The organism is Methylobacterium sp. EM32 (assembly GCF_040593685.1).
Taxonomy (GTDB): Bacteria; Pseudomonadota; Alphaproteobacteria; order Rhizobiales; family Beijerinckiaceae; genus Methylobacterium.
In genome coordinates, this window is record NZ_JBEXZS010000033.1 from 42,449 (window position 1) to 68,800 (window position 26,352).

Below are 26,352 nucleotides of genomic sequence, written 5' to 3' on the forward strand. Positions count from 1 at the left end.
CGTTTCGTTCTTCATAAAGAACGACGTGGATGCGGCGCGTGAGTGGGAGAGTGCAAGGTGGCGGACGAGCACAGACGGGCGGAGACGATCGCCGCCGCGAACGGGATCGGGACGGACACGGCCTTCGGCGCGGTGACCCCGCCGCTCTACCTCTCGACGACCTACACCTTCGCGGAGTTCGAGAAGGCCCGGGCCTACGATTATGCCCGCCTCGGCAACCCGACCCGCGATCAGCTCGCCGACACGCTGGCGAAGCTGGAGGGCGGCGCCCGCGCGGTGGTGGTGTCGAGCGGCATGGCGGCCCTCGACCTCGCCCTGTCCCCGTTGCGCCCCGGCGACCTCCTGGTGGCGCCGCACGATTGTTACGGCGGCACCCACCGGCTGCTGTCGATGCGCGCGGCGCGGGGTCATTACCGCGTCGCCTTCGTCGACCAGACCGACGAGGCCGCGCTGACCGCCGCTCTCAGTGAGGGCGCCCGGATCGTCCTCACCGAGACGCCCAGCAATCCGCTGATGCGCATCACGGATGTCGGCCGCGTGGCCGCGCTCGCCAAGGCGGCGGGCGCCCTGTTCGTCGTCGACAACACCTTCCTGTCCCCGGCTTTGCAGCAGCCATTGGCGCTCGGGGCCGACCTCGTCGTCCACTCGACGACGAAGTTCATCAACGGCCATTCGGACGTGATCGGCGGCGCGGTGATCGCCGCCGACGCCGCGCTCGGGGACGAGCTCGCCGCATGGGCCAACACCGTCGGGGTCACCGGCTCGCCCTTCGACGCCTACCTCACCTTACGCGGCGTGCGCACGCTGTTTCCCCGCATCGAGCGCCAGAGCCGCAACGCCGCGGCCGTCGCCGCCTTCCTCGACGCGCATCCGGCGATCGCCCGCGTCTATTATCCGGGCCTGGAGAGCCATCCCGGCCACGCCGTCGCCAAGGGCCAGCAACGCGGCTTCGGGGCGATGCTGAGCGCCGAACTCGCCGGCGGGCGCGAGGCGGTGCGCCGGCTCGTCGGGGCGCTCCGGGTCTTCAGCCTGGCCGAGTCCCTCGGCGGGGTCGAGAGCCTGATCGCCCACCCGGTGACCATGACCCACGCGGCGATGGACCCGGAGGCGCGGGAGCGGGCCGGCGTCGGCGACGGGCTGGTGCGGCTCTCGGTCGGGCTGGAGGCGGAGGAGGACCTGTTGGGCGATCTCTCGCAAGCGCTCGACGCGGTCGCCCGCGGATGACGAGCCGCGTGCGCTTCGCGCACTAGATCCGACGCCATCCGTCCCGCCATCCCGAGGGAGCGATGACACAGGGCACGATGCGCCTCGGCGCCTTCTTCTACGCCACCGGCCACCACGTCGCCGGCTGGCGCCACCCGTCGAGCGAGGCCGATGGTGGCCTTGTCCTCGACCGGTATGTCGGCTGGGCGAAACGGGCGGAGGCCGCGAAGTTCGACCTGATCTTCCTCGAGGACGGCACCGGCATCCGCGACGCCGACCTGCGCTCGAGCGAGCGCACCGCCCGTTCGGCGCATTTCGAGCCCGTGACCCTGCTCTCGGCGCTGGCCGCCGTCACGAACCGGATCGGCCTCGTCGCCACCACCTCGACGAGCTTCAACGAGCCCTACAACGTCGCCCGCCGCTTCGCGTCCCTCGATCACCTCAGCGGCGGCCGGGCCGGCTGGAACCTCGTGACCTCCGCCACCGACCTGGAGGCGGCGAATTTCGGCAACGACAGAATCGCGCGCCACGCCGACCGCTACGAGCGGGCGGAGGAGTTCGTCGACGTGGTCCTAGGGTTGTGGAACACCTGGGACGACGACGCGGTCGTGATCGACAAGGCGTCGGGCCAGTTCTCGAAGCCAGACGGCTTCCGGCCCCTCGACCATCACGGCACGCATTTCGAGGTCCGCGGCCCGCTCAACATCCCGCGCACGCCGCAAGGCCAGCCGGTGCTGGTCCAGGCCGGCTCGTCGGGGCCGGGCCGGGACCTGGCGGCACGCACCGCCGAGATCGTGTTCACGGCCAACCAGACCCTCGACGAGGCGGTAGATTTCGCCCGCGACCTGAAAGGCCGCATGGCCCGCTTCGGCCGCTCCCCCGACGACCTCAAGGTGATGCCGGGCCTCTTCCCGGTCGTCGGCCGCACCGAGTCGGAGGCGCGGGACAAGTTCGAGGAATTGCAGGCGCTGATCGACCCAGTGGTGGGGCTGGCGCTCTTGAGCCGCATGGTCGGCCACGACCTCTCGGGCTTCGATCCCGAGGGCCCGGTGCCGGAGCTGCCCGCGACCGAGGGCGGAAAATCGCGCCAGCAGCTGATGCTAGACCTCGCCCGCCGCGAGGGCCTGACGCTCCGCCAGCTCTACCTGCGCATCGCCGGCGCCCGAGGCCACTCGCAAATCGTCGGCACGCCGACGCAGATCGTCGACGAGATGGAGGCGCGGTTCCGCGCCGGGGGTGCGGACGGCTTCAACATCATGCCCCCGACCCTGCCGGGCGGGCTCGACGACTTCATCGAGCTGGTCCTGCCCGAGCTTCGCCGCCGCGGCCTGTTCCGTGACCAGTACGAGGGGCGCACCCTGCGCTCCCATCTCGGCTCGCGCCCGCCGGCGGGCTACGGGCCGGGGCGGACGACCCGAGGATAAAATACTCCCCGGGACCTTGGCGGGGTTCCGCTGCGTTCACCGTCCGGGCGACCGCCCGGACGGAGAGTTGTTTCGATGTTGCACCCTACCGGCGCCCGCCTCGGGCTCGCCCTGTTCCTCCTGGCCGGCGCCGCGCCGGCGGCCCTGGCGCAGGGAGCGAGCCCCCGCCTCGACAAGGTCGCGAGCTTCGGCCACCAGGTCACCGGCGTCACGGTGGCGCGCGACGGCCGGATCTTCGTCAACTTCCCGCGGTGGAGCGAGGATGCCCCGGTCTCGGTGGCCGAGCTGAAGGACGGCAAGCCGGTACCCTATCCGGATGCCGGCTGGAACTCCTGGCGCAACGCGAAGCAGGACGAGATCGACCCCAGGACCCACTTCGTCTGCGTGCAGAGCGTGGTGGCCGATGCGCAGGATCGGCTCTGGGTGGTGGATGCCGCCGCCCCCGCGATGGCGGCGGTGATCAAGGACGGGCCGAAGCTCGTCGGCATCGATCTCAAGACCAACCAGGTGGTCAAGACGATCCCGTTCGACGCGAGCACCGTGCTGCAGGCCTCCTACATCAACGACGTGCGGATCTCGCCCGACGGCAAGACCGCCTACCTCACCGATTCCGGCGCCGAGGGCGCCCTGATCGTCGTTGATCTCGACAGCGGGGCGGCGCGGCGCGTCCTCTCCGGCCATCCCACGACCATGCCGGACAAGAGCGTGACCGTGACCTATGACGGCCAGCCGCTGCGCCGGCCGGACGGGCGCGGCGTCAGCTTCGCGGCCGACGGCATCGCGCTCTCGCCCGACGGCAAGACGCTGTACTGGCAGGCGATCAAGGGCAAGACGCTCTACAGCCTGCCGACCGACGCGCTGACCGGCTGGGCCACCGCGTCCGTGGTGCCCGAGATGCTGACCGACCGGACGCTGGGCGGCAAGGTCGTCGCGGTCGGCGAGAACGGGCCGGCGGACGGCCTGCTGATCGCGCGCAAGGACGGCCGGATGTACGTGACCTCGCCGCAGGACGATGCGGTCAAGGTGCGCGACCTGGCCAACAGCGGCGCCGGGCTGACCACCCTGGTCCAGGACAAGCAGCTGCGCTGGCCCGACACCTTCAGCGAGGGGCCGGACGGCACGATCTACGTCACCACCTCGCACATTCAGGACTCGGCCGACTACAAGCCCGGCGCCCCGATCAGCCTGCCGACGGAGCTGTGGGCGATCCGGACGGGACCGGCGGCGACGGGGAGCGGCCCGGCCAAATAACGACCCGAAAAAATGCTTCCCCTTTGCGGGGGAGGGATTCTTCGGGACACCGAGAGCCTGTTTAGTTGCAGCCCACGGAGTTGACACCCCGCATGTCATTCCGGGGCCGCACAGCGGAGCCCGGAATCCAGAAACTCAAGTGGCTCAGAAGAAGGCGGAACAATCTTCGAATTATCTTGAACCATCCGCGGCTCTGGGCGTGCCTTCGGCACTTCGGGCTCCGCTGCGCGGCCCCGGAATGACGCAGAGTGGGTTGATGCTGTGGAAGCCAATCAAACAGCCTCTGAGACGCGGCGTGACGAAAAACTCCTTTCCACCGCCCGCCGCCGCACAACCCCCTGGCAATGGCCGGCAACCTGTGCTGCATATCCCCGCGGAACAGCCGTGAAGCGCGCCAGGCGTCGCCGGCCGATCTGGGGGGACGCGGTCTCGTCGTGCGCAGGTCCGGAGAGAGCACAGCCACGGCCCGGCCGCGCCTGACGCCCGATCGGCTCGCGGAGCGCGTCGCCGGCCTCGAGCAGGGCGAGCGGCTCGCGGTCATCGGCCTGACCCGCGATGGCGTCGGCGCGGTGCTGGCGGCGCGCGAGATCGGCCGTGCGGTGCTGCTGGTCGCCGCCGAGGAGCTGCGGACCGCCCGCACGGTGATCGACCGCCTGCTCGACGATCTCGCCGACCTGGCGCTCGCCCGCTGGCCGGACTGGCCGGGGCGGGACGGGTCGGCGCCCGCCTTCTCGGGCCCCTGGCTGAAGGTGGCCGCGACCCTCGCGGGTGCCGGGCGGCCGCCGCGGTTCCGGCGGGTGGCGCCGGCGCTCGAATTCGCGCAGCTGATGCAGGCGGTCGATCCGGGCGGCGTGATCCTGGTGGCGGAGGTCGACCCAGCCTCGCCGGCCCGCGCCGCCCCGGTGATCGAGGCGCTGGAATGGTGCGCCGGCCATGGGGCGGCCTGCATCCTCGCCCTGCCGGCCGAACCGCCGGGCACCGCGCCCTACGACCGCATCCTCTACGGTGCCTGCACGATCGGCCGGGCGCCCACGCCGGCGGCGGAGCGGTTCATCGCCCCGCGCTCGCAGGCCCACCACGCCAGCGACGCCGAGAGGCGGATCGAGGCGGCCTTGGCGAGGGACCCGGAGCTGGCGGGGCTGTTTGCCGGCAACGAGATCGTGCGGGTGGCCGGTCACGGCCGGCAGCCGCGGGTCGACCTGGTCTGCCGCGAGCACCGCATCGTCGTCGAGATCGACGGGCCGGAGCATCAGGCCAGCCCGAAATTCGGCCAGGACCGCCACCGCGACTACGAGCTCATGGTCGCCGGCTACCTCGTGCTGCGCCTCACCAACGATCAGGTCGCCGAGGACCTGCAATTCGCGGTCGAGAAGATCCGCGCCGTCGTCCGGCTGCGCCGCACCCTCCCCTCCCCCGGAGACACGACCCGATGAGCGAGACGCCGACGCCGGCTCAGGCGATGATCCTCTGGCGCCTGCTCGGCCGTCAGGGCACCGCCCTGAACAGCGAGATCAGGCCAGAGATCAAGAAACCCGATCGCGACGCGCTGGAAGGCGCCGGACTGCTCACGGTCGAGAAGGCAAGCCGGCCCCTCCGGCTCACCGTGACCGACAAAGGCTGGAACTGGGCGACGCAGCACCTGTGCGATCCCCTGCCGCCGGCCATGCGGGTGCTCCAGGACTGGCTCACGCGCCTCCACCACCACCTCGACGCGACGGGCGCGACGCTCGCCGACTTCGTCGGCCCCGCCCCCGAGCGCATAGCTCCGGAGCCGAAGGCGCCGAAAGCTCTCAGGCCCAGGACTGCGCCAAAGCCCAGGGCTGCGCCGAAGTCTAAGCCGGCTCCAAAAACCAAGGCCGCTCGAAAACCCAAGGCTGCCCCATCACAGGAGGCACCCGCCGTCCCGCCGAATCCGAACCGGCTCCGCGCCCGCATTGAGCAGGCCTACCTCGCCTGCACCAGCGGCCGGAAGGCCACGCCGGTGCGCCTCAGCGCCCTGCGAGCGGAACTCGCCGACCTCGACCGCGCCGCCGTCGATGCCGGGCTGGCGGCGATCCTGCGCGACGACCCGAGCATCCGGCTCACCCGGATCAGCGACCCCAAGGCCCTCGACGCGGCCGAGCGCGCGGCGGCCTTCGAACCGGCGGGCGAGCCCTTCCACGAGGTCTGGATCAACGCATGAGCGACGCCCTCGACGCCCTGCGCCGCGTCAACTTCGACTGGGTGCGCACCCTCGACAGCGTCTGGCTCGACGCCGAGCCGACCGGCGCGCCCAACGAGGCGCTGATCCCGGGGATCGTCGAGGCGCTCCACGCGCAGACACCGGGCAGCCGCCCGCGCGGCCGGGTGCTCGTCGGCGAGCCGGGCATCGGCAAGACCCACCTCGTCGGCCAGATCCGGCGCGAGGTCTGGGCCCGCGGCGGCTGGTTCGTTCTCCTCGACGTGCTCGGCCTCACCGATTTCTGGCGCAGCGCGGCGCTGAGCTATCTCACCGCCTTGCTGCGCAAGATGCCGAACGGGCGGCGCCAGTCGGACGCCGTGCTGGCCGGGGTCGCGCGCCACCTCGGGGTCGAAGCGCAGGTCGAGCAGGCCTTCAACACGCCCAACATCGACACCCGCCAGATCGTCGATATCCTCGTCAAGGCGTTGATGCGCCAGGATATGGATGCTGCGTTACGGCACCAGGACGTGTTTCGCGCCCTGTGTCTTCTGCGTTCGCAAGACCCTGCCGCCGCCGGTCTCGCCCATGCGTGGTTGCAGGGCTACGACGCGGATCCGGTCACTCGCTCGACCTTCGGCTTTCTCGCTCCGCCGCCTGCGCCGATCGAGCTGGTGCGCGGCATGGCCTGGATCATGGGTCTCAGCGGCCCGACCCTCGTCGCCCTCGACCAGATCGACGGCGTGGTCGATGCGAGCCGCCTGACGTTCGACGACGATTTCGAGCCAGGCCCCGGCCTCGCCGAGATGCTGGCCGCCGGCCTGATGGAGTTGCACGACGGCGGCGGCCGCGGCATGACGCTCATCACCTGCCTGACCGATTCCTGGCGACGGCTGGAGGAGCGCGGGTTGAAATCCGCGACGGACCGGTTCGAGCCGCCGGTGCTGCTGACGGGCATGAACAAGCCCGCCGCCGCGGCCGCGCTGATCCGCAGCCGACTGGCGCCCGCCTACACGGAGGCCGGCTTCACTCCGCCCTCCCCGACCTGGCCGTTCAGCGAGGCGGCGATCACGACCGCGGCCCGGAACGCCGTGCGGCCGCGGACGCTGCTGATGCGCTGCGACGCCTTCCGGCGCGATTGCTTGGCGGGCGGCGTTGTCTCGGTCTGCGACGATCTCATCGAACCGAACAGCGGCGGCGGTCAGGCGGTCGTCATCAGTCCCTTCGACCTCGACAAGGCCCGCCGCAACGCCGACATCTCCGGCATCCTCGACGACGAGGATGCCGGGCTCGGCGAGTTGCTGCGCACGGCCTTCGACCTCTACGCCCTGGAGGACGATCCCCATGACGCCGTCGACGTGGTGAGCAAGGGCGAGCCGGAGCAGCGCCTGCCGCCGCTGCACGGCCGCCTCACCTTCCTCCACCGCGACGAGAACGACCGCGAGCGTCACGTCTGCTACCGCGCCCTGCTGCAGCCGCACCCGATCGCGTTCCAGGCGCGGCTGCGCGCCGCGCTCACCGCGTCGGGCATCTCCTCGAAGATCCCGGGTCGCGAGTTGCTGATCGTGCGCCGCGGCCCGGTGCCGGCGGGCACCAAGACCGGCACCCTGGTCAGCCGCTTCGTCGCCGCGGGCGGCAAGCTGATCGACCCGTCGGACGACGACCTGCGCACCTTCGTGGCTCTGCGCGACTTGCGCGATGCAGCGCTGCGGGACGGGCAATTCGACAAGTTCGAAAGCTGGATGCGCGCGACGCTGCCGGTGCGCGGGACCGGGTTCTTTCGCAAGGCCCGCCTACCGGGAGACGACAAGCCGATCGTGCGTGATCTCGCGCCCAGGCCGCCGCTGCCGCTGCGGCTCCTGCCGCGCCACACCGCGATCATCGCGGGGTCCGGCTCGGGCAAGACGGTGCTGCTGCGGCGCCTGGTCGAGGAGGCGGCGCTCGCCGGCATCCCGGCGATCGTGGTGGATCCCAACAACGACCTGTCGCGCCTCGGCGACCCGTGGCCGGAGCGGCCGGAGAAGTTCACGCCCGAGGACGACCGCAAGGCCGCCCTTTACGCCGAGCGGGTCGAGGTGGTGGTGTGGACGCCGGGGGTCCATGCCGGCAACCCGCTCTTCCTCTCGGTGATGCCGGATCTGGCCGCGAGCGACGACCGCGACGAGCGCGCTCAGGCGATCGAGATGGCGACCGAGACCCTGGGGCCGCTTGCCGGCGCCACCAGAAATCTCCAGCGCGGTGTGCTCGCCGATGCGCTCCGGGCCTTCGCCACACGCGGCGGCGGCACCCTCGCGGCCTTCACCGGCCTGCTCTCCGACCTGCCGGACGGCACCAGCCAGATCGGCAATGCCGCGAAGCTCGCGGCCGCCATGGCGGACCAGCTGCTGGCCGCCGTCGCCACCAACCCGCTCCTGCGGGTCGAGGGCGCGGTGCTCGACCCCGCCCGGCTGTTCTTCGGCCCGGACCGCCGGCGCACCCGGATCTCGGTCGTCAACCTGTCAGGCCTCGCCTCCGACGCGGCGCGGGAGGATTTCGTCAACCGGCTGCAGATGGCGCTGTTCGGCTGGATCAAGCAGAACCCGTCGCCGCGCGGCCTGCTCTACGTCGTCGACGAGGCGCAGACCTTCCTGCCCTCGGGGCGCACGCCGCCGAGCCTTGGCAGCGGCATCAAGCTGGTGGCGCAGGGGCGCAAGTACGGCCTCGGGATGATCGTGGCGACGCAGGTGCCCAAGGGCATCCACAACCAGGTCGTGTCGAACTGCACGACGCAGTTCTTCGGCCGCCAGAGCGCGCCGGCGACCATCGCGGCCGCCCAGGAGATCATGGCGGCGAGCGGCGGGGCGGCGCCCGACATCGGCCGGCTCGGCGCGGGTGAGTTCTACTTCGCCACCGAGAGCTCGGGGAAGCCGGCCAAGCTGCGCACGCCGCTCTGCCTCAGCCACCACCCGGCCAACCCGCCGGCGCCGCACGAGGTCGTCGCCCGGGCCCGACGCTCGGCGCACTGAGCCGGCCTGCTTAACCGTGACATTGCGGCGGACCGGCTTCAGGTCCGCCGCCGGAACTCCTATGTCTGCGGTCCCCCGTCTCGACCGCGCCCCGCATGGATGCCGCCGATCTCAGGTCCTCGTCCGACGTCTTCCTGCACATCATCGAGGAATCCGGCTTCGCGGGGGGGTGGCACTGGGTCTTCGCCACGGGCGAGCAACGCTGGTCTCCGGGCTTCTTCCGGTTGCTCGGGCTCGATCCCGTTTCCATCGCCGCGAGCTACGACCTCTTCCTCGACCTCGTGCATCCCGAGGACCGGTCGCGGCTGGCCACCCCGGGCGACGCCCTGCAGGGTCACGTCGCCCCGACGGCGCTCCTACGGCTGATCCGGCCTAGCGGCGAGCTGCGCGTCCTGTCGGTCCTGTCGGAACTCCGGGTCTCGCCGGAGGGGCGGCCGCTCGCGCTGAGCGGGGTCGCCCTCGACGTCACCGACCGCGAGCGGCTGAAGCAGCTTCAGGCCACCGAGCAGCGCCGGCGCCAGGCGCTCTACCTGACTTCCTACGCCACGACGTATTCCATGGGGATCGACCTCGTGCACCAGTTCCCCGCCGAGGTGGCGCGGGTGCACGGGCCGTCCCTGCACGAGATCAACGTCGACCCCTTCGTGATGATCGTGCCCGAGGAGCGCGAGGCGTTTCGCGATCGGGCCTGGGACCTGCACGACCGCCAGCTGCACTTCCAGGGCACGGCGCGTGAGCGCTTGGCCAACGGCGAGCTGTGGCAGTTCCGCATCATCGGCGTCCCGCTCTGGGACAAAGCCGGGCGCTATCTCGGCCGGGCCGGGGTGAAGTACCCGATCCACGAATCCGGCGCTCCGGTCCGCGAAGCGGGCGCGCCGCGCGATTCCCGGCTCCGGAACGCTCTCGAGCAGGCGGTGCGGGGCCATCACCTGCGGGCGGCGCGCGGGCTGCTCGACTGGTCGATGATGCGGCTCGCCGAGGCGAGCGGCCTGTCGCTCTCGACCGTGCGACGCCTCGAGGCCAATGCCGAGGTCCAGGGCGCCCGCTCCCGCCACAAGGCCGTCGCGGCCCTGCGGGTGGGCGGGATCCGGTTCGTCACCCTCGACGACGGCACGCTCGCGGTGGCGAAGTTCTGACGGCCCGCCGGATTGCCTGGCAGTCCTGACGGACTCCGCGTCATTCCGGGGCCGCGAAAGCGGAGCCCGGAATCCAGAACCGCGGATGGTTCAGGATAAAGCGGAGATCGTTGCGCCTTCTTGGGAAACTCCAGCGTGTCTGGATTCCGGGCTCCGCTTTCGCGGCCCCGGAATGACCCGGAGGATCACAAGACAGCCGAGCCAGCAAACTGGCACCAGGCTGCCGCATTGTTAAAAGGGCCGCGCGGATGATGCCGCGCGGCCCGGACTTCATCGGTCTCTCCCAAGGACGGGCGGCGCCGCCCGTCCCCGACTCTTCGTCAGCGGGCCCGGTTGGCCGGGCTCGTCGCCGCGGCGTTGCCACCGCTGTGGCTCGGCAGGTCGTCGGTGCGGGCGGCGGCGCCCGGCGCCGTCACGGTGCCGGTGGTCAGGTCGCGCTCCGGCATGCGCTTCTCGGCGTTGCTCTTCACGCTGCCGGGATTGTTCATGTTGTTCTCGGCCGAGCCGGGCATGCCGGTCTGCGCCAGGGCGGCGCCCGTGAGGGCGAGGGTGGCGGTCAGCGCGAGTAGGGTCGTACGCATGGGGCGTTCCTTCTCCGAGGGATCGTGGGGCGGCAACGCGCGACGGCCCGGCCAAGCTCCTCTAGAATCGACAGCACCAAAGACTTGCCGTCTCAGATCAATGTTCCTATTTTGTTCTCATTGATGGATGGAACACGGGAGAGCGGCAATGCAGCAGGCACCGGAGCGCGACGAGGATCCGGGCGAGACCGCGCGCATCGAGCAGGCGGCCTGGACCGCCGCGATGATCGAGGCGGAGCGGGAGCGCGCCCTCGACGCTTGGCTCGCGCGCGAGGCGGATCTCTGACAACGACGCGCCGTTGAAAGCGACGTCCCTGCGCGTTTGCGCGGCGGACGCCGCCCTGATTTTCCGCAGATCAGGCTCTTGCGTCCCAGCCCAAGCCAAGTATCGTTCGCCTACGAACGAGTTTGCATCCTGGTGACGACAAGTCGCGCCGGGATGGGCCGGAGGTTCGCGCCATGTCGACCCGCGACGAGACGTTTCGTCCCCTGTCCCGCCGTACGCTCCTCGGCGGACTCGCCGCGGCCCCTTTGGGCCTCGCAGGTTCCCGGGCGATGGCGCAAGGATCAGCGCAAGGATCCGGGCCGATCCGGATCGGCGAGCTGAACTCCTACGGCCGCATGGCGGCCTTCGCGGTGCCCTACCGCAATGCCATGCAGCTCGCGCAGGATGCCGTCAACAAGGCCGGCGGCATCAAGGCGCTCGGCGGCCGCCCGATCGAGATCGTGTTCCGCGACGACGGCTCGACCCCGGGCGACGCCACGCGCGTGGCCGAGGAGCTGCTGACGCGCGAGAACGTCGCGTTCCTGTGCGGCACCTTCCTGTCCAATGTCGGCCTCGCGGTGGCGGATTTCGCCAACCAGCGCAAGGCCCTGTTCCTCGCCACCGAGCCGCTCACCGACGCGCTCACCATGGGCAGCGGCAACCGCTACACCTTCCGGGTGCGGCCCAACACCTACATGCAGACCCGCATGCTGGTCGACGCGGTCAAGGACAGCGGCGTCAAGCGCTGGGCGATCGTGGCGCCGAACTACGAGTACGGCCAGTCGGCCGCCGCCAACTTCAAGAAGCTGATGGCCGCCGCCGTGCCGGGCTTCGAGGTGGTGGGCGAGCAGTTCCCGGCGCTCGGCAAGGTCGATGCCGGCGCCACCGTCGGCGCCCTGTCGCAGATGAAGGCCGACGGCCTGTTCAACGTGCTGTTCGGCGCCGACCTCACCGCCTTCGTGCGCGAGGGCAACACCCGCGGCCTGTTCGAGAAGCGCAAGGTCGCGAGCCTGCTCACCGGCGAGCCGGAATACATGATCCCCCTCGGCGACGAGACGCCGGAGGGCTGGGTCACCACCGGCTATCCGTGGGAGACGATCGATACCAACGGCCACAAGGAGTTCGTGGCCGCCTACCGGGCCCGGTTCAACGACACGCCGCGCCTCGGCTCGCTGCTCGGCTACGTCGTCGTCGGCATGATCCGCGACATGCTGGAGAAGGCGAAGTCCACCGAGACCGAGGCGATGATCGCGGCGCTCGAAGGCCTGACCTCCCAGACCATCGCCGGCCCGGTGACGATGCGGGCGCTCGACCACCAATCGACGCTCGGGGCCTGGATCGGCGAGACGGCGCTCAACGGCCGCCAGGGCACGATGAAGAAGGTCCGCTACGCCGACGGGGCCGATTACATGTTCCCCGAGGCCGAGGTGAAGGCGGCCCGCAAGGCCTGACCCCTCAACGATCCGGAGCGGAGGCCCCATGGACCCGTCCTTCCTCGTCCTCCAGGCGCTCTCGGGGTTCGCCAGCGCCTCGTCGCTGTTCGTGATCGCCTCCGGCCTGACGATCGTGTTCGGCGTCACCCGGATCGTGAACTTCGCCCACGGCTCGTTCTACATGCTGGGGGCCTATATCGCGGTCACGATCGTACCGCGGCTCATCGACTTCTCCTATTCCCCCGCCGCGTTCTTCCTCGGCGTGCTGCTGTCGGCCCTCCTCGTCGGGCTGATCGGCGTCGCGGTCGAGGTGCTGCTGCTCCGCCGCATCTACCGGGTGCCCGAACTCTTCCAGCTGCTCGCCACCTTCGGCGTGGTGCTGATCGTCGAGGATCTGGTGCTCAAGGTCTGGGGGCCGGTCGACATCGCCGGCCCCCGCGCGCCCTCGCTCCGCCACGGCGTCGAGATCCTGGGGCAACGCTTCCCGGCCTACGAACTGGTGCTGATCGCGGTCGGGCCGCTGGTGCTGGGGCTCCTCTGGCTCCTCATGCACCGCACCCGCTTCGGCGTGCTGATCCGCGCCGCGACCCAGGATCGCGAGATGGTGGGCGCGCTCGGCGTCAACCAGGCGCGGCTCTTCACCCTGACGCTGTTCCTCGGCGCGAGCCTCGCGGGGCTCGGGGGCGCGCTTCAGATCCCGCGCATCCCGGCGAACGCCCATATGGACCTCTCAGTCATCACCGACGCCTTCGTGGTCACGGTAATCGGCGGCATGGGCTCGGTGCCGGGCGCCTTCGTGGCGGCGCTGATCATCGGCCAGCTCCAGGCCTTCGGCATCCTGATCTTTCCGAAGGTGACCCTGGTCCTGGTCTTCGCCCTGATGGCGGTGGTGCTGGTGGTCAAGCCCTGGGGCCTGTTCGGCCGGCCCGAGGCCACGTCCGGCCGGGTGATGCCGCCGGAGGGCATCCCGGGCTTGCGCCGCTTCCGCCCGGCGGAGACCGCGCTCGCCGGTCTCGCGGTCGTCGCCCTCTTGGCGGTGCCGCTCGTCGGCGACGCCTACAAGGTTAAGGTCGCGACCGAGATCCTGATCTTCGCGCTCGCCGCCTTCTCGCTGCAATTCCTGGTCGGGGTCGGCGGCCTCGTCTCGTTCGGGCACGCGGCGTATTTCGGCCTCGGCGCCTACGCCGCCGGGCTCCTCGTTACCGGGCCGTTCAAGGCGCCGATGGAGCTGGCGCTCCTCGCCGCGCCGCTCGCCGCCGGCCTCGGTGCGGCCCTGTTCGGCTTCTTCATCGTGCGGCTGTCGGGCATCTACCTCGCCATGCTGACGCTCGCCTTCGGGCAGATCGTCTACGCGGTCTGCTTCCAGTGGGTCGAGGTGACGGGGGGCGACAACGGCGTGGTCGGGGTCTGGCCGTCCGCCTGGGCCTCGGGCCGCAATACCTACTTCTACCTCGTCGCCGCCCTGTCGCTCGTCGCCATCGTCCTCTTGCGCCGGGTGATCTACGCCCCCTTCGGCTACAGCTTGCGGGCGGCGCGCGACTCCGCCACCCGCGCCGAGGCGATCGGGCTCGACGTCCGCACCCATCGCTGGCTCGCCTTCACGCTCGCCGGCGCCGCGGCCGGGCTCGCCGGCGGGCTCTACGCCTTCATGAAGGGCTCGATCGACCCGACGCTGACCGGCATCCCGCTCTCGATCGACTTCCTGGTGATGGTGCTGGTCGGCGGCATCCAAACCGTGATGGGCCCGCTCGTCGGCGCCGCCTTCTTCCACGCCCTGAAGGACGCGGTGATGCCGCTGACCGAGTTCTGGCGCCTGCTGCTCGGCCTCGCGATCATCGCCACGGTGCTGGCCTTCCCGCGCGGCCTCGCCGGCGCCGCCGAGGCCCTGCGCGGCCGCAAGGTCGCTCAGACGCCGGTGGAGGCCCAGGCATGACCCTGCTCCTCGTCGAGGGCCTGACCAAGCGCTTCGGCGGCGTCGCCGCCGCGAAGGACGTGTCGTTCTCGCTCGACGCCGGCGAGATGCTGGCGATCATCGGGCCGAACGGGGCCGGCAAGTCCACCACCTTCAACATGGTGGGCGGGCAGCTTCGCCCTGACTCCGGCACCATCATGCTCGACGGACGCTCGATCGCCGGCCTGCCGGCCCGGGCGATCTGGAAGGCCGGCGTCGGGCGCACCTTCCAGGTCGCCCAGACCTTCGTGTCGATGACGGTCGCCGAGAACGTCCAGATGGCGCTCCTGTCGCATCACGGCCGCTCGCGCGGCCTGTTCCGGGATGCCCGCGCCCTCTACCGCGACGAGGCGCTGAGCCTGCTCGCCGGGGTCGGGATGCGCAAGGACGCCGACCGGCCGGTCTCGGAACTGGCCTACGGCGACGTGAAGCGGGTGGAACTCGCCGTGGCGCTGGCCTCGCAGCCGAAGCTCCTTCTGATGGACGAGCCCACCGCCGGCATGGCGCCGCGGGAGCGCTCCGGGCTGATGGCGCTCACCGCCGAGGTGGCGCGGACGAACCGCATCGGGGTTCTCTACACCGAGCACGACATGGAGGCGGTCTTCGCCCATGCCGACCGGGTGCTGGTGCTGGTGCGCGGCAAAATCATCGCCGCCGGCACGCCGGAGGAGATCCGGGCCAACCCGCGGGTGAAGCAGGTCTATCTCGGCGAAGCCGGCACCGAGGCGGCGATGCGCGCGCGCCGGAAGGCGGTGGCATGAACGCGCTTCTCGACGTCTCCGGCCTCACGGCCTCCTACGGCCGGGCGCAGGTGCTGTTCGGCGTCACCCTCCGGCTGCGGCCGGGCGAGGTGGTGGCGCTGATGGGCCGCAACGGCGCCGGCAAATCGACGACGCTGAAGGCCATCATGGGCGTGCTGCCGCCGACCGGCGGCACGGTGTGGTTCGAGGGCCAGGCGGTCACCGGCTGGGAGCCGTTCCGCGTGGCCCGCCGCGGCCTCGGCTACGTGCCGGAGGAGCGGCGGATCTTCACCGACCTGACCGTGATGGAGAACCTGGAGGTCGGCCGCAAGGTCCCGGCCGACGGGCGCGCCGCCTGGACGCCGGACAAACTCTTCTCGATCTTCCCCAACCTCGCCGAGATGCGCACCCGCCGCGCCGCCGCGATGTCGGGCGGCGAGCAGCAGATGCTCACCATCGCCCGCACCCTGATGGGCAATCCCCACGCGGTGCTGCTCGACGAGCCGTCGGAGGGCCTGGCTCCCGTCATCGTCGAGCAGATGGCCGACGCGGTGCTCAGGATGAAGCGCGAGGGCATCGCGGTTTTGCTCTCCGAGCAGAATTTGAGCTTCGCCGGCGCGGTCTCGGACCGGGCCTACGTGATCGAGAAGGGCGCGATCCACTTCGAGGGCACGATGGCAGCGCTCGAGGCGGACGAGGCGGTGCGGGAGGCGTACCTGACGGTGTGAGAGGGGCCGGACATGTCGCGGGATCCCCTCTCCCGTGTGGGAGAGGGGTAGGGGTGAGGGTGACACGCTTCCGGATAAGTCTCCCGAACGTTGAGCCGCCAACACGACGGTCTGAGCTTCACACGGAAGCGTGTCACCCTCACCCCCGGCCCCTCTCCCACACGGGAGAGGGGAGAAGCGCGAACCTCCCCGGCTCGGGGACGCGGATGACGGAAGATGCCGGCTTTCAGCCGGCCTCCCGACGAGACTGTTCGTAGGCGAATGATCGAGGTGTGACGTGAGACGCGTGGCAGGCATCGATGTCGGCGGCACCTTCACCGACCTTCTCCTGACGGAGGCGGATCAATCGGGCGTGCGCGTGCGCCTCGCCAAGGTGCCGACGACGGTCCGCAACCAGGCCGAGGGCGTGCTGGCGGCGATCGCCGCCGCGAAGGTAGCGCCGGCCGACCTCGACCTCGTCATCCACGGCACCACCGCCACCACCAACGCGGTGCTGGAGCGCAAGACCGCCAAGGTCGGCCTCATCACCACGGAAGGCTTCCGCGACGTGCTCGAACTCGGGCGCCGCACCCGCCCCAAACCCTACGGACTGTTCGGCACCTTCGAGCCGCTGATCCCGCGCGAATGGCGCCGCGAGATCCCTGAGCGCGTCATGGCCGACGGCGCGGTGCGCACGCCCCTCGACGAGGCGGCGGTGGCGCAAGCCGTGCGCGCCCTGCTGGCGGAGGGCTGCGAGGCCCTGGTGATCCACTTCCTCCACGCCTACGCCAACCCGGAGCACGAGCTGCGCGCCGCCGCCATCGCCCGCGCGATCTGGCCCAACGCTTACGTCACCCTCGGCCACGCCTTGCTGTCCGAGTTCCGCGAGTACGAGCGCGGCACCACCGCCTCGGTCAACGCGGCCGTGCAGCCGATCCTCGACCGCTATATCCGCCGCCTCCAGGACGACCTGCGCGCCAAGGGCTTTGCCCGCGACCTGCTGGTGATGAACGGCAATGGCGGCACGGTGCCGGCGGGGCTGGTCGTCGAGGCGGCGGCCAAGACCGTGATGTCGGGCCCGGCCTCCGGGGTGATGGCCGCCGCCGCGACCCTCGCGCAGTCGGGGCTCACCAACGCCATCACGTACGACATGGGCGGGACCTCGACCGACGTGGCGCTGATCGCCGGCGGCGTGCCGGAGGTCTCGGCGGAACTCACCATCGATTACGGGCTGCCGATCCACCTGCCGATGGTCGACGTGCACACCGTCGGCGCCGGCGGCGGCTCGATCGCCTCCGTCAACCGCGCCGGGATGCTCCAGGTCGGGCCCGAAAGCGCCGGCTCCGAGCCCGGCCCGATCGGCTACGGCCGCGGCGGCACGCGCCCCACCATCACCGACGCCAACCTCGTCCTTGGTCGCCTCGATCCGGCGCGGCTCACCGCCGTAAAGGCGGGCGTCTCCCTCGATACGATCCGGGCGGCCTTCGCCCGCGACCTCGCCGAGCCGCTCGGCATGAGCGTCGAGGAGGCCGCCGAGGCGGTGATCCGGCTCGGCAACGTCCACATGACGGGTGCCATCCGCATGGTGTCGCTGTCGCGCGGCTACGACCCGCGCGACTTCGTGCTGTTCGCCTTCGGCGGCGCCGGCCCGCTCCACGCCGTGGCGCTCGCCCGCGAACTCGGCATCCCGGAGGTGCTGGTTCCGGCCCGGCCCGGCCTCACCAATGCGCTCGGCTGCCTCGTCGCGGACCTGCGCCAGGACCGGGTCCGCACCCTCAACCGCCCTCTCGACGGGTTCGACATGGCGGACCTGCGCACCGTCCTCGAGGAGCAGGCGGCGGATGCGCTGGCGATGGTGGCCGAGGAGCAGGCCGAGATCGAGGAGACCACGGTCACCTACGGGGCCGACATGCAGTTCCGCGGCCAGACCCACCTGATCCGCGTCGCCCTGCCTTCCCCCAGCATCGACCGCGCGGCGCTGCAGGAGCTGTTCGAGGCGGCTTACTTTCGCCGCTTCCAGGTCCGGTTGCCGGAGATCCGGGCGGTGGTGGTCAACCTCGTCACGTCGGTGATCGGGCGGCGCAAGCCCTTCCCGCTCGCGGCACTGATCGACGAGGCCGGCCGCACCGATCTCGCCGGCGCGCGCCTCGGCACCCGCCCGATCTATGCCGGCGGCGCCTGGCACGAGGCGGCGATCTATTCTCGCGAGAAGCTGCCGCTCGGCGCCGAGATCGTCGGGCCCGCCGTCATCCAGCAGATCGACGCCACCACGATGGTCGAGCCCGGCGCCGTGGCGCGGGTCGACGCCATCGGCAACCTGAGGATTCGCGCATGAGCCAGCTCGACGCCCTCACCCTCGCGGTGATCCAGGCCGGCTTGCAGCAGGTCTGCAACGAGATGGACATCGCCTTCTCGCGCTCGGCCTTCTCGCCGGTCATCGCCGAGGCCGACGATCGTTCGGACGGCATCTACGACCGCGACACCGGCGCGCTGATCTCGCAAGGGGAATACGGCCTGCCGGTCTTCGTCGGCACGATGCAGTATTCCACGGGCGAGTTGATCCGGCTGATCCGCGAGGGCCGGGTCGGGAGCCCGGAACCCGGCGACATCTACATCGTCAACGATCCGTATCTCGGCGGCACGCACCTGATGGACGTGCGGTTCGTCAAGCCCGTCTTCGTCGAGGATCAGCTCTTCTGCTGGCTGCAGAATACCGGCCACTGGCCCGATATCGGCGGCATGGTGCCGGGCGGCTTCTCGGCCCACGCGACGGAGGTCGAGCAGGAGGGCCTGCGCCTGCCGCCGGTCAAGCTGTTCAAGCGCGGCACGATGGATCCGGAGATTTTTTCCATCATCGCCTCGAACATTCGCGTCGCCGACCAGCGCATCGGCGACATCAAGGCGCAAGCCGCGGCGCTGATGGTCGGCGAGAGCCGGCTGGCCGACCTGCTGCAAAAGTACGGCCGCGACACCCTCGACGCCGCGATCAAGGAGATCCGCGCCCGCTCGGCCGAGCGGATGCGGGCCGAGATCCGCCGGATCCCGGACGGCACCTACACCTCGGAAGCCTTCGTCGATTCCGACGGCGTGGTGAACGAGCCCCTGCGCATCTCCTTGACGATGACCAAGGCCGGCGACGGCCTGACCTTCGACTTCTCGGGCTCGTCCCCGCCCTGCCGCGGCCCGATGAACTCGGTGGTGGCGACGACCTACTCGTCGGTCTACCTCGCGGTGAAGCACGTCTTCCCGGACGTGCCGATCAATGCCGGCACCTTCGAGCCGCTGACGATCCACCGGCCCGAGGGCACCTTCCTCGACGCGCGCTATCCGCGCCCCGTCTCGGGCTGCGCCGCGGAGGTGAGCCAGCGCATCGCCGAAGCGGTGTTCCTCGCCCTCGTCCAGGCGATCCCCGACAAGGTGACGGCGGCGCCCGCCGGCACCTCGGGCAACTTCGCGCTCGGCGGCTTCGACCCGGCGAAGAACGCCCCTTACGTGATGTACCAGATCACCGGCGGCGGCTACGGCGGGAACATCGCCCATGACGGGCTCTCCAACGGCTGCTCGACCATCGGCATCTCGAAGACCGCGCCGGTCGAGGTGATGGAGCAGTACTATCCCGTCCTCTTCCGCCGCTTCGCCTTGCGCGAGGGGTCGGGGGGTGCCGGCGCCCATCGCGGCGGGTTCGGCGTCCATTACGAGGTGGAATTGCTGCGCGGCGAGGCCCGGGCCTCCTTCGTGATGGATCACGGCCGCTTCGGGCCGCCGGGAGTTCTGGGTGGGGGCGACGGCGCGCCGAACGTGGTGCGGATCCACCGCAACGGTGAGACGATCACGCCGCTCCACCTCTCGAAGGACCAGAACATCGCGATCCAGGCCGGCGACCGGGTCGAGGTGATGACGCCCGGCGGCGGCGGCTACGGCACGCCCGCTACCCGCGACCCCGCGCTCGTCGCCCGCGACCTGCGCCGGGGCTACTATCGGGCCAACGAGACGAAAGACCTGTGGGGGAGGAGCCAGTCATGAGCGCCGACAGCCTCTCCACGGAAGCCAGATCCAAGAAATTCGGGGCGGCGGAGGCCGACGGCATCGTGCGCTGCGATGCCTGCCCGGTCCTGTGCCGGATCCGGCCCGGCCGCTCCGGCGCCTGCTCGCGCTACGCCAACGACAACGGCCATCTGGTGCGCACCGATCCGGTCGTGCTGCTGCACGACGCGGCGGAGGCGGGCCAGAAACTGGTCCCGTTCGGGGCGGCGGAATGGGACGGGCGAATCCTCGATCCCTCGCGCACCTTCGTCACCGGCATCGGCGCCGGCACCACCTATCCGGACTACAAGCCCGCCCCCTTCATCGTGGCGAGCGAGCACGCGGGCGTCGAGACCGTCACGGTCGTGACCGAGGGCATCTTCAGCTATTGCGGCGTGAAGGTGAAGATCGACACCGACCGCCATCTCGGCCCCGAGCGCGCCGCTGTGCGGGTGAACGGCGAGGAGGTCGGCCATGTCACCACCGCCGAGTACGGCTCGCAGATGCTGTCGGTCGGGGGCGTGCGCCACCTCACCGGCGGCTCGAAGAAGGAGGGCAACGTCACCTGCGACACGCTGCTCCGCCTCTGCTCGGGCGACGCGGTGACGATGACGATCGATGGCGGCCACGAGGTCGTGGTGCAGGCCGGGCACGCCCCGATCGTCGATGGCACGCCTGAGCAGCGCATGCGCGTCGGCTGCGGCTCGGCGACGGTCGGCATCTTCGCCCGGCAATGGCTCGGCCACGCAGACGAGGTGATCGTCGTCGACGACCACATCACCGGCGTGCTGACCGAGCACCAGGCCGGAAAGGTGCTGGGCATGCGCCCCGCCGGGATCCGGGTGAAGGGCCGGCGCTCGACGCCGGGGCGCTACTTCCAGGTCGCCAATCCCGGGATCGGCTGGGGCGGCACCGACATTGCCGACCCGCTCGGCATCATCCAGGCGATCGACCCGGCCACCGCCTGGCCGGGCCTGCGCCTCCTCATGACCTCGACCACCGGCGAGCACGCCCTCTGGCTCGTCCTCGACGACGATCTGAAGCCGGTGCCGGCCGAGATGCCGGCCTCCGTGCGCCACGTGGTCGACCGGATCGGCGAGAATTGCGAGCCCTCGCTCTGCACAATCCTGTTCATGGCCGGGGCCGGCGGCTCCCTGCGGGCCGGGGTCACCGAGAACCCGGTGCTGCTCACCCGCTCGGTCGCCGCCGGCGAGACGAAGGTCACGATGGGCGGCGCGCCGGTCACGGTCTGGCCCGGCGGCGGCATCACGGTGATGGCCGACGTGACGCGGCTGCCGAAGAACGCCTTCGGCTCGGTGCCGACGCCGGCGATCGTGGCGCCGATCGAGTTCACCCTGCCGCGGGACCTCTACGCGCGCCTCGGTGGGCACGACGGCGACGTGGTGGCGATGACGGATATCCTGCGCGAGGTCGGGCCCGCCGCCCGGATCGATCCGTGGCATCCCGGCCATCCCTGGCCGGCCGGGGAAGTCGCAGGAGGGGCGGCATGAACGCACCCCACCCGCGCAAGGCGTCGCCGGAGATCGACGCCGAGGCCGTCCGCACCTACCGGGTCGAGGAGCAGATCGGCTACCTGATCCGGCGGGCGCACCAGCGCGCCTCTGCGATCTTCGAGACGGTGATGCGGGATTTCTCCGTCACCCCGGTACAGTTCGCCGTGATGACGAAGCTGCACGACCTCGGCGCGACCTCGCAGAACCAGGTCGGGCGCCTCGTCGGGGTCGATCCGGCGACGATGTTCGGGGTTGCGCGGCGCCTCACCACCCGCGGTCTGGTGCGGCCGACCGCCGACGAGGCGGATGCCCGGCTGGTGCTGCTGACCCTGACCGCCGAGGGGATCGCGGTGATCGAGGCGATGAAGAGCCGCGGCGCCGAGGTGACCGCCCGCACCCTCGAACCCCTCTCCCCCGAGGAGGCGGCCACGCTCGTCCGCCTCCTCGCTCGGCTCGGCTGACGCGGATGGACGGCCCGGCGCACCAGGTCCTGGCGGACGGACGGCTGCACCTGCAGCACGGGCCGATCGACCTGGTGTTGCGCGCCTACGGGGCCGAGGCCGCCGTGGAGGAGGCGCACCGGGCGGCGGTCGCGCGCTTCGCGACGATCCTCGGGGAACTCGTCGCCGAGCTGCCCGAATTGCGCAAGCCGATCAGCGAACGACCCCGGGTGGAGGGCGCGGTTGCCCGCCGGATGGTGGCAGCGTGCCGACCGCATCGGGAGTTCATCACCCCGATGGCCGCGGTGGCCGGCGCGGTGGCGGACGAGATCCTCGACGCGATGGGTGAGGCCGCCCCCCTCGACAAGGCCTTCGTCAACGACGGCGGCGACATCGCCCTGTACCTGACCGAGGGCGAGACCCTATCGGTCGGCGTCGCGGCGGATTTTTCCCGCGGCCCGGTGCCGGCCGTGAATGGCCGGGTGACCCTGCGCCACCAGGACGGCATCGGCGGCATCGCCACATCGGGGCGGCAGGGCCGCTCCTTCTCCCTCGGGCTCGCCGATTCGGTGACCGTGCTCGCCCGGAACGCCGCCGCGGCCGACGCCGCCGCGACCCTGATCGCCAACGCGGTCGACCTGCCCGGGCCTCCGGGCGTCGAGCGCGTGCCCGCCACCGACCTCGACCCGGATTCCGACCTCGGCGCCCGCCTCGTCACCGTCGCGGTGCCGGCGCTCTCGGAAGTGGAGATCGAGGCCGCCCTCGAGGCCGGGCGGCGCCGGGCAACGGCGATGCGCGATGCCGGCCTGATCCGCTCCGCCGCCCTGATGCTCCAGGGCCGCTCCGTCGTCCTCGACGACACACGCCTTCTCGAAGAAAACCGGGAGATCCGCCCATGATCGAGGTCCGCAAGATCGTCGTCACCGTCGAGGAGGTCCGCCACGACGGCGGCCCCGTGCTCGCTGCCCCGATCCTCAAGGGCTCGGTCGCCTGCCTGGTGAAGAACCCTTTCGCCGGGCGCTACGAGCCCGAAATCACCCCGATGATGGACGCCCTGAAACCGCTCGGCGTCGAGTGCGCCCGCAAGCTCCTCGACGCGCTCGGCGGCGATCCCGGCCGGATCGAGGCCTACGGCAAGGGCTCGCTGGTGGGGGCGGCCGGCGAACTGGAGCACGGGGCCTTGTGGCACGTGCCCGGCGGCTACGCCATGCGCGAGCTGCTCGGCCAGGCACTGGCCATCGTGCCGTCGATGACCAAGGTCGGGCCGATGGGCGCCGCCCTCGACGTACCGATCCACCACAAGGACGCCGCTTACGTCCGCTCCCACTTCGACGGCGTCACGGTGGCGGTGGCCGACGGGCCGCGCGCCGACGAGATCCTGTTCGCGCTCGCGATGACCACCGGCGGGCGGCCTCATGCCCGGGTCGGGGGCTTGGCGAAGGACGCGATCGCGAAGTGGGACGGGCAGCGGTAAGGACCTGCCCGGCCGCGACGGCGGGCGAAGGGACGCTTGCCTCGACCTCCCTCCACGTCATCGCCGGGCCGCGGAAGCGGAACCCGGGACGACGAAGTCGAGCGGAGCCCCGCCGGAGGGGCGACGCGCCGCATCGCGCCGCCTTGTGGGCCGGGGCCGCGCTGGGTATGGCCCGGGATCCGGGCCCTATCGGCCCGCCGGAGATCCGACGGGCGATGATCGGCAAGCTGAAGGGCGTGGTGGATTCCTACGGCGAGGATTTCGTGATCCTCGACGTGCACGGCGTCGGCTACGTGGTGCATTGCTCCGCCCGCACGCTGCAGCGCCTGCCGCCCACCGGCGAGGCGGCGGAGCTGGCGATCGAGACCCACGTGCGCGAGGACATGATCCGCCTCTACGGCTTCCGGGCCGATGCGGAGCGCGAGTGGTTCCGTCTGCTCCAGACCGTGCAGGGCGTCGGCACGCGGGTGGCGCTCGGCGTGCTCTCGGTGATGGAGCCGGGCGATCTCGCCACCGCCATCGCCACCGGCGACAAGGGCGCGGTCGCCCGCGCCCCCGGCGTCGGCCCGCGGCTGGCCGCCCGGCTGGTGGCCGAGCTGAAAGACAAGGCCCCGGCCTTCTCCCCCGTCGATCCGGCCCTGATCCAGCTCACCGGGGCGGTGGAGGACAGGACCGCGCCCCAGCCGGTCGCCGACGCGATCTCGGCGCTGGTCAATCTCGGCTACGCCCAGGTCCAGGCTTCGGCGGCGGTGGCCGCGGCACTGAAAGGGGCCGGCGAGGGCGCGGCGGCGATGGAGGCCAAGACCCTGATCCGGCTCGGCCTGCGCGAGCTGGCGCGGTGAGCGCCTACACCGTGAAGTCGAACACCGCCGCCTGGCTGCCCGTCGGCGTGCCGGTGCCGCCGCTCGCGCCGTAGCCGCTCGCCTGGCTCTGCGCCTGCGTGGCCTGGAGCTGCTTGAGGAAGCCCGCGAGCAGGTCGCTGGCGCTCGACGCCGCATCGGTCGCGGAGGCGGCATCCGTCGAACCCGTCGCATCCGCCGCGCCGGCCGGCGGCGGGCCGGGGGGCGGACCGCCCGCGCCGCCGACGCCGCCTCGATCCCCGCCTTGGCCGCCGCCCCTCTGGGACGACAGCAGGGACTTGAGCGTCGTCGCCTGGTCGCTCGTCAGGGTGCCCTTGGCGACCTCGGCGCCGATGAGGTCGTCCATCCGGCTCTTCGCCTGCGCCGGGTCGAGGCGGGCGCCGCCCGTGCCGGACGTGCCCGAGGCGCCGGACATCGCCTGGTCGATGTCCTGGACGGCGCTCGTCAGCGCGCTCGCGTCGGTGGCGCTCAGGCTGCCGGCCTGCGCTTGCGCCGAGATCCGGTCAAGGAGCCGCTGCTTGTGCGCGCCGGCCTTCGGCTCGACCTTGGGCGGATTGGCCAGCGGGGCGGCGCTGGCGGCGGAGACGGTCGTCATGGGGGCGTGAGACCTCGCGTGTGGGCGGGGACGACCGGTCGTCCCCGACGCGAGGCAGGTTGCGGCCGGCGCCGCTTAAGAGATCTTTCGCCGGCGCGGGAGAACGGTTTCCGCCCGTTGCGCTGCGGCAAGCCGCAACGGGGGGTTACATCTTCGCCGAATGTGTCCGCGCGAGGCGACCCGCGCCCCGGCTCAGGCTGCCCGGGCCGCCGGCGGGCGCGGCACCGCGCCGGCCGCCCGTGGCAGCTCGAGGCGGACGCACAGGCCATGCGGCACCCGGTTCTCCAGGCTGAATGTGCCGCCGTGGGACTGCGCGATGGCGCTCGCGATCGACAAGCCGAGGCCGAAGCCGCCGGCCTCGTTGAGGGTGCGGGCGCGGTCGCCGCGCACGAAGGGCTGGAGCATCAGGGCGCGCTCCTCCTCCGGGATGCCCGGCCCCTCGTCGAGGATCTCGACCGCGACGCGGCCCGGCCCGGCCTCGACGAGGCGCACGGTGGCGCCGCCGGCATACTTCACCGCGTTGTCGATGAGGTTGGTCAGCGCCCGCTGCAGCTCGCCCGACGAGCCGCGCACCAGGGCCGGCCGCAGGGCCTCGTCCCGCACTTCCTCGGCCCGCACCGCCTCGCCGATATCGGCGAAGCCGTCGCAGACCGTCTGCACCACCGAGGCGAGGTCGACGAGGCCGAGATCCCCCCGGGGCTGCCCCTCGCGGGGCTGGCCGTCGCGCACGAAGGAGAGCGCCGCCTCGACGAGGGCGTTCATCTGGTCGAGGTCGCGCAGGAACTGCCGGCGCAGGGTCTCGTCCTCCAGGAACTCCGCCCGGAGGCGCAGGCGGGTGATCGGCGTGCGCAGGTCGTGGCTGATCGCCGCCAGCATGTGGGTGCGGTCGTCGATGAGCCGCAGGACCCGGTCGCGCATCCGGCCCAGCGCACGGGACACCGCCAGAACCTCCTCCGGCCCGCGCTCCGGCAGCGGCCGCGCCTCGGTGGCGGTGCCGAAGGCCTCGGCCGCCTCGGCCAGCCGCGCGAGCGGCGCGGTGAGCGCCCGCGTCGCCCAGATCGACAGGAGCGTCAGCGAGAGGGCGAGGAAGACCAGGGTGATCAGCACCGCGCTGGTCAGCGGCGGATGCGGCAGCGGCAGCGGCGGCAGGTCGGCGGCGAGCTGGAGGCCGCCCGGCCCGGCGATGCGCAGGTGCAGCGCGCCGGCGGGCTGGTGCTCGGCCGAGACGCCGTAGCCGGGCCCGAGCGCCGCGCGCAGACCGGTAATCTCCGGCACGTCGGCGCTCGACGGGCCGGGCGCGTTCGGCTCGTTGGCGGGCAAGAGGGTCAGGTGGAGCGCCGAGGCGCTGTGGCGCGCCGCCGCCACCACGTCGGCCCGGTCCTCCGCCGGGGCCGCCGCCACCATGTGGACGACGGTGACGAGGCGGTTGGCGAGCGCGCTCGGGCGCTCGTCGGAGCGGCGCAGCTCCGGGCGCAGCAGAAGGAAGGCCACGGTCACGACGACGTGGGTGACCACGATCGCCGCCACCACCAGCAGGGCGAGCTGTCCGGCGATGCGGCCCGGCAGAGGCCCCTTGCCCGTCATCCCCTTGC

22 protein-coding genes are annotated in these 26,352 nt (G+C 71.6%); 19 read left to right on the forward strand and 3 right to left on the reverse strand.

Translation table 11 applies throughout. The features are described from left to right. Nucleotides 1-57 precede the first annotated feature (57 nt). The 7 genes from metB to ABZT49_RS05255 all read left to right on the forward strand — a co-directional run bounded on the left by metB (nucleotide 58) and on the right by ABZT49_RS05255 (nucleotide 10,177). Nucleotides 58-1,224 carry a cystathionine gamma-synthase gene (gene metB, locus ABZT49_RS05225; protein WP_355283939.1) on the forward strand — a complete coding sequence of 389 codons (1,167 nt, stop codon included), beginning with the start codon at nucleotides 58-60 and terminating at the stop codon, nucleotides 1,222-1,224. 62 nt (nucleotides 1,225-1,286) lie between these two features. Then, nucleotides 1,287-2,627, forward strand: a complete 1,341-nt coding sequence (locus ABZT49_RS05230; protein WP_355283941.1) for an LLM class flavin-dependent oxidoreductase — start codon at nucleotides 1,287-1,289, stop codon at nucleotides 2,625-2,627. 75 nt (nucleotides 2,628-2,702) lie between these two features. Beyond that, on the forward strand, nucleotides 2,703-3,878 hold the full coding sequence (locus ABZT49_RS05235) for an L-dopachrome tautomerase-related protein (RefSeq protein ID WP_355283944.1): 1,176 nt from the start codon (nucleotides 2,703-2,705) through the stop codon (nucleotides 3,876-3,878). 434 nt (nucleotides 3,879-4,312) lie between these two features. Further along, nucleotides 4,313-5,311 carry a DUF559 domain-containing protein gene (locus ABZT49_RS05240; protein WP_355283947.1) on the forward strand — a complete coding sequence of 333 codons (999 nt, stop codon included), beginning with the start codon at nucleotides 4,313-4,315 and terminating at the stop codon, nucleotides 5,309-5,311. Continuing rightward, nucleotides 5,308-6,060, forward strand: a complete 753-nt coding sequence (locus ABZT49_RS05245) for a hypothetical protein (RefSeq protein ID WP_355283950.1) — start codon at nucleotides 5,308-5,310, stop codon at nucleotides 6,058-6,060. The genes ABZT49_RS05240 and ABZT49_RS05245 overlap by 4 nt, the downstream gene beginning before the upstream one ends. Continuing rightward, nucleotides 6,057-9,041 carry an ATP-binding protein gene (locus tag ABZT49_RS05250; RefSeq protein ID WP_355283953.1) on the forward strand — a complete coding sequence of 995 codons (2,985 nt, stop codon included), beginning with the start codon at nucleotides 6,057-6,059 and terminating at the stop codon, nucleotides 9,039-9,041. The genes ABZT49_RS05245 and ABZT49_RS05250 overlap by 4 nt, the downstream gene beginning before the upstream one ends. 95 nt (nucleotides 9,042-9,136) lie before the next feature. Beyond that, nucleotides 9,137-10,177 (forward strand): PAS domain-containing protein, encoded by a 1,041-nt coding sequence (locus ABZT49_RS05255; RefSeq protein ID WP_355283956.1) that lies wholly within the window; start codon nucleotides 9,137-9,139, stop codon nucleotides 10,175-10,177. Nucleotides 10,178-10,497: 320 nt separating this feature from the next. On the opposite strand, the gene ABZT49_RS05260 is transcribed toward ABZT49_RS05255, so the two are convergent. After that, nucleotides 10,498-10,758 carry a hypothetical protein gene (locus ABZT49_RS05260; protein WP_355283959.1) on the reverse strand — a complete coding sequence of 87 codons (261 nt, stop codon included), beginning with the start codon at nucleotides 10,756-10,758 and terminating at the stop codon, nucleotides 10,498-10,500. 148 nt (nucleotides 10,759-10,906) lie between these two features. Between ABZT49_RS05260 and ABZT49_RS05265 the strand changes: the two genes are divergently transcribed. From ABZT49_RS05265 to ruvA, 12 genes are all read left to right on the forward strand, one after another. Further along, nucleotides 10,907-11,044 carry a hypothetical protein gene (locus ABZT49_RS05265; RefSeq protein ID WP_355283962.1) on the forward strand — a complete coding sequence of 46 codons (138 nt, stop codon included), beginning with the start codon at nucleotides 10,907-10,909 and terminating at the stop codon, nucleotides 11,042-11,044. A gap of 173 nt (nucleotides 11,045-11,217) precedes the next feature. Then, nucleotides 11,218-12,474 (forward strand): ABC transporter substrate-binding protein, encoded by a 1,257-nt coding sequence (locus ABZT49_RS05270; protein ID WP_355283965.1) that lies wholly within the window; start codon nucleotides 11,218-11,220, stop codon nucleotides 12,472-12,474. A 28-nt stretch (nucleotides 12,475-12,502) separates the two neighbouring features. Beyond that, the gene (locus ABZT49_RS05275) at nucleotides 12,503-14,389 is read left to right on the forward strand and encodes an ABC transporter permease (RefSeq protein ID WP_355283967.1); all 1,887 of its coding nucleotides are present in this window, start codon (nucleotides 12,503-12,505) and stop codon (nucleotides 14,387-14,389) included. Then, nucleotides 14,386-15,168, forward strand: coding sequence for an ABC transporter ATP-binding protein (locus tag ABZT49_RS05280; protein ID WP_355283970.1), 783 nt, complete (start codon nucleotides 14,386-14,388; stop codon nucleotides 15,166-15,168). The genes ABZT49_RS05275 and ABZT49_RS05280 overlap by 4 nt, the downstream gene beginning before the upstream one ends. Next, nucleotides 15,165-15,875, forward strand: coding sequence for an ABC transporter ATP-binding protein (locus ABZT49_RS05285; RefSeq protein ID WP_355283972.1), 711 nt, complete (start codon nucleotides 15,165-15,167; stop codon nucleotides 15,873-15,875). Before ABZT49_RS05280 ends, ABZT49_RS05285 begins: the two co-directional genes overlap by 4 nt. 277 nt (nucleotides 15,876-16,152) lie before the next feature. Beyond that, complete coding sequence (locus ABZT49_RS05290; protein ID WP_355283975.1) at nucleotides 16,153-18,189, forward strand: hydantoinase/oxoprolinase family protein; 2,037 nt, start codon at nucleotides 16,153-16,155, stop codon at nucleotides 18,187-18,189. Beyond that, on the forward strand, nucleotides 18,186-19,877 hold the full coding sequence (locus tag ABZT49_RS05295) for a hydantoinase B/oxoprolinase family protein (protein ID WP_355283978.1): 1,692 nt from the start codon (nucleotides 18,186-18,188) through the stop codon (nucleotides 19,875-19,877). The genes ABZT49_RS05290 and ABZT49_RS05295 overlap by 4 nt, the downstream gene beginning before the upstream one ends. Further along, nucleotides 19,874-21,388, forward strand: a complete 1,515-nt coding sequence (locus tag ABZT49_RS05300; protein WP_355283980.1) for a 6-hydroxynicotinate reductase — start codon at nucleotides 19,874-19,876, stop codon at nucleotides 21,386-21,388. The genes ABZT49_RS05295 and ABZT49_RS05300 overlap by 4 nt, the downstream gene beginning before the upstream one ends. Further along, nucleotides 21,385-21,852: a MarR family transcriptional regulator gene (locus ABZT49_RS05305; RefSeq protein ID WP_355283983.1), complete on the forward strand. Its 468-nt coding sequence runs from the start codon at nucleotides 21,385-21,387 to the stop codon at nucleotides 21,850-21,852. The genes ABZT49_RS05300 and ABZT49_RS05305 overlap by 4 nt, the downstream gene beginning before the upstream one ends. A 5-nt stretch (nucleotides 21,853-21,857) precedes the next feature. Further along, the gene (locus tag ABZT49_RS05310; RefSeq protein WP_355283985.1) at nucleotides 21,858-22,730 is read left to right on the forward strand and encodes a UPF0280 family protein; all 873 of its coding nucleotides are present in this window, start codon (nucleotides 21,858-21,860) and stop codon (nucleotides 22,728-22,730) included. Continuing rightward, entirely contained in the window at nucleotides 22,727-23,305 is a 579-nt protein-coding gene (locus ABZT49_RS05315) for an amino acid synthesis family protein (RefSeq protein WP_355283988.1), read from the forward strand. The genes ABZT49_RS05310 and ABZT49_RS05315 overlap by 4 nt, the downstream gene beginning before the upstream one ends. Nucleotides 23,306-23,520: 215 nt before the next feature. Next, a complete protein-coding gene (ruvA, locus tag ABZT49_RS05320; RefSeq protein WP_109971602.1) occupies nucleotides 23,521-24,147 on the forward strand; it encodes a Holliday junction branch migration protein RuvA in 627 nt (208 codons plus the stop codon). Nucleotides 24,148-24,151: 4 nt separating this feature from the next. On the opposite strand, the gene ABZT49_RS05325 is transcribed toward ruvA, so the two are convergent. Both ABZT49_RS05325 and ABZT49_RS05330 read right to left on the reverse strand, forming a co-directional pair. Continuing rightward, on the reverse strand, nucleotides 24,152-24,760 hold the full coding sequence (locus ABZT49_RS05325; RefSeq protein ID WP_355283992.1) for a hypothetical protein: 609 nt from the start codon (nucleotides 24,758-24,760) through the stop codon (nucleotides 24,152-24,154). A gap of 192 nt (nucleotides 24,761-24,952) precedes the next feature. Beyond that, nucleotides 24,953-26,344, reverse strand: a complete 1,392-nt coding sequence (locus tag ABZT49_RS05330) for an ATP-binding protein (protein ID WP_355283995.1) — start codon at nucleotides 26,342-26,344, stop codon at nucleotides 24,953-24,955. Between the last annotated feature and the right edge of the window lie 8 nt (nucleotides 26,345-26,352).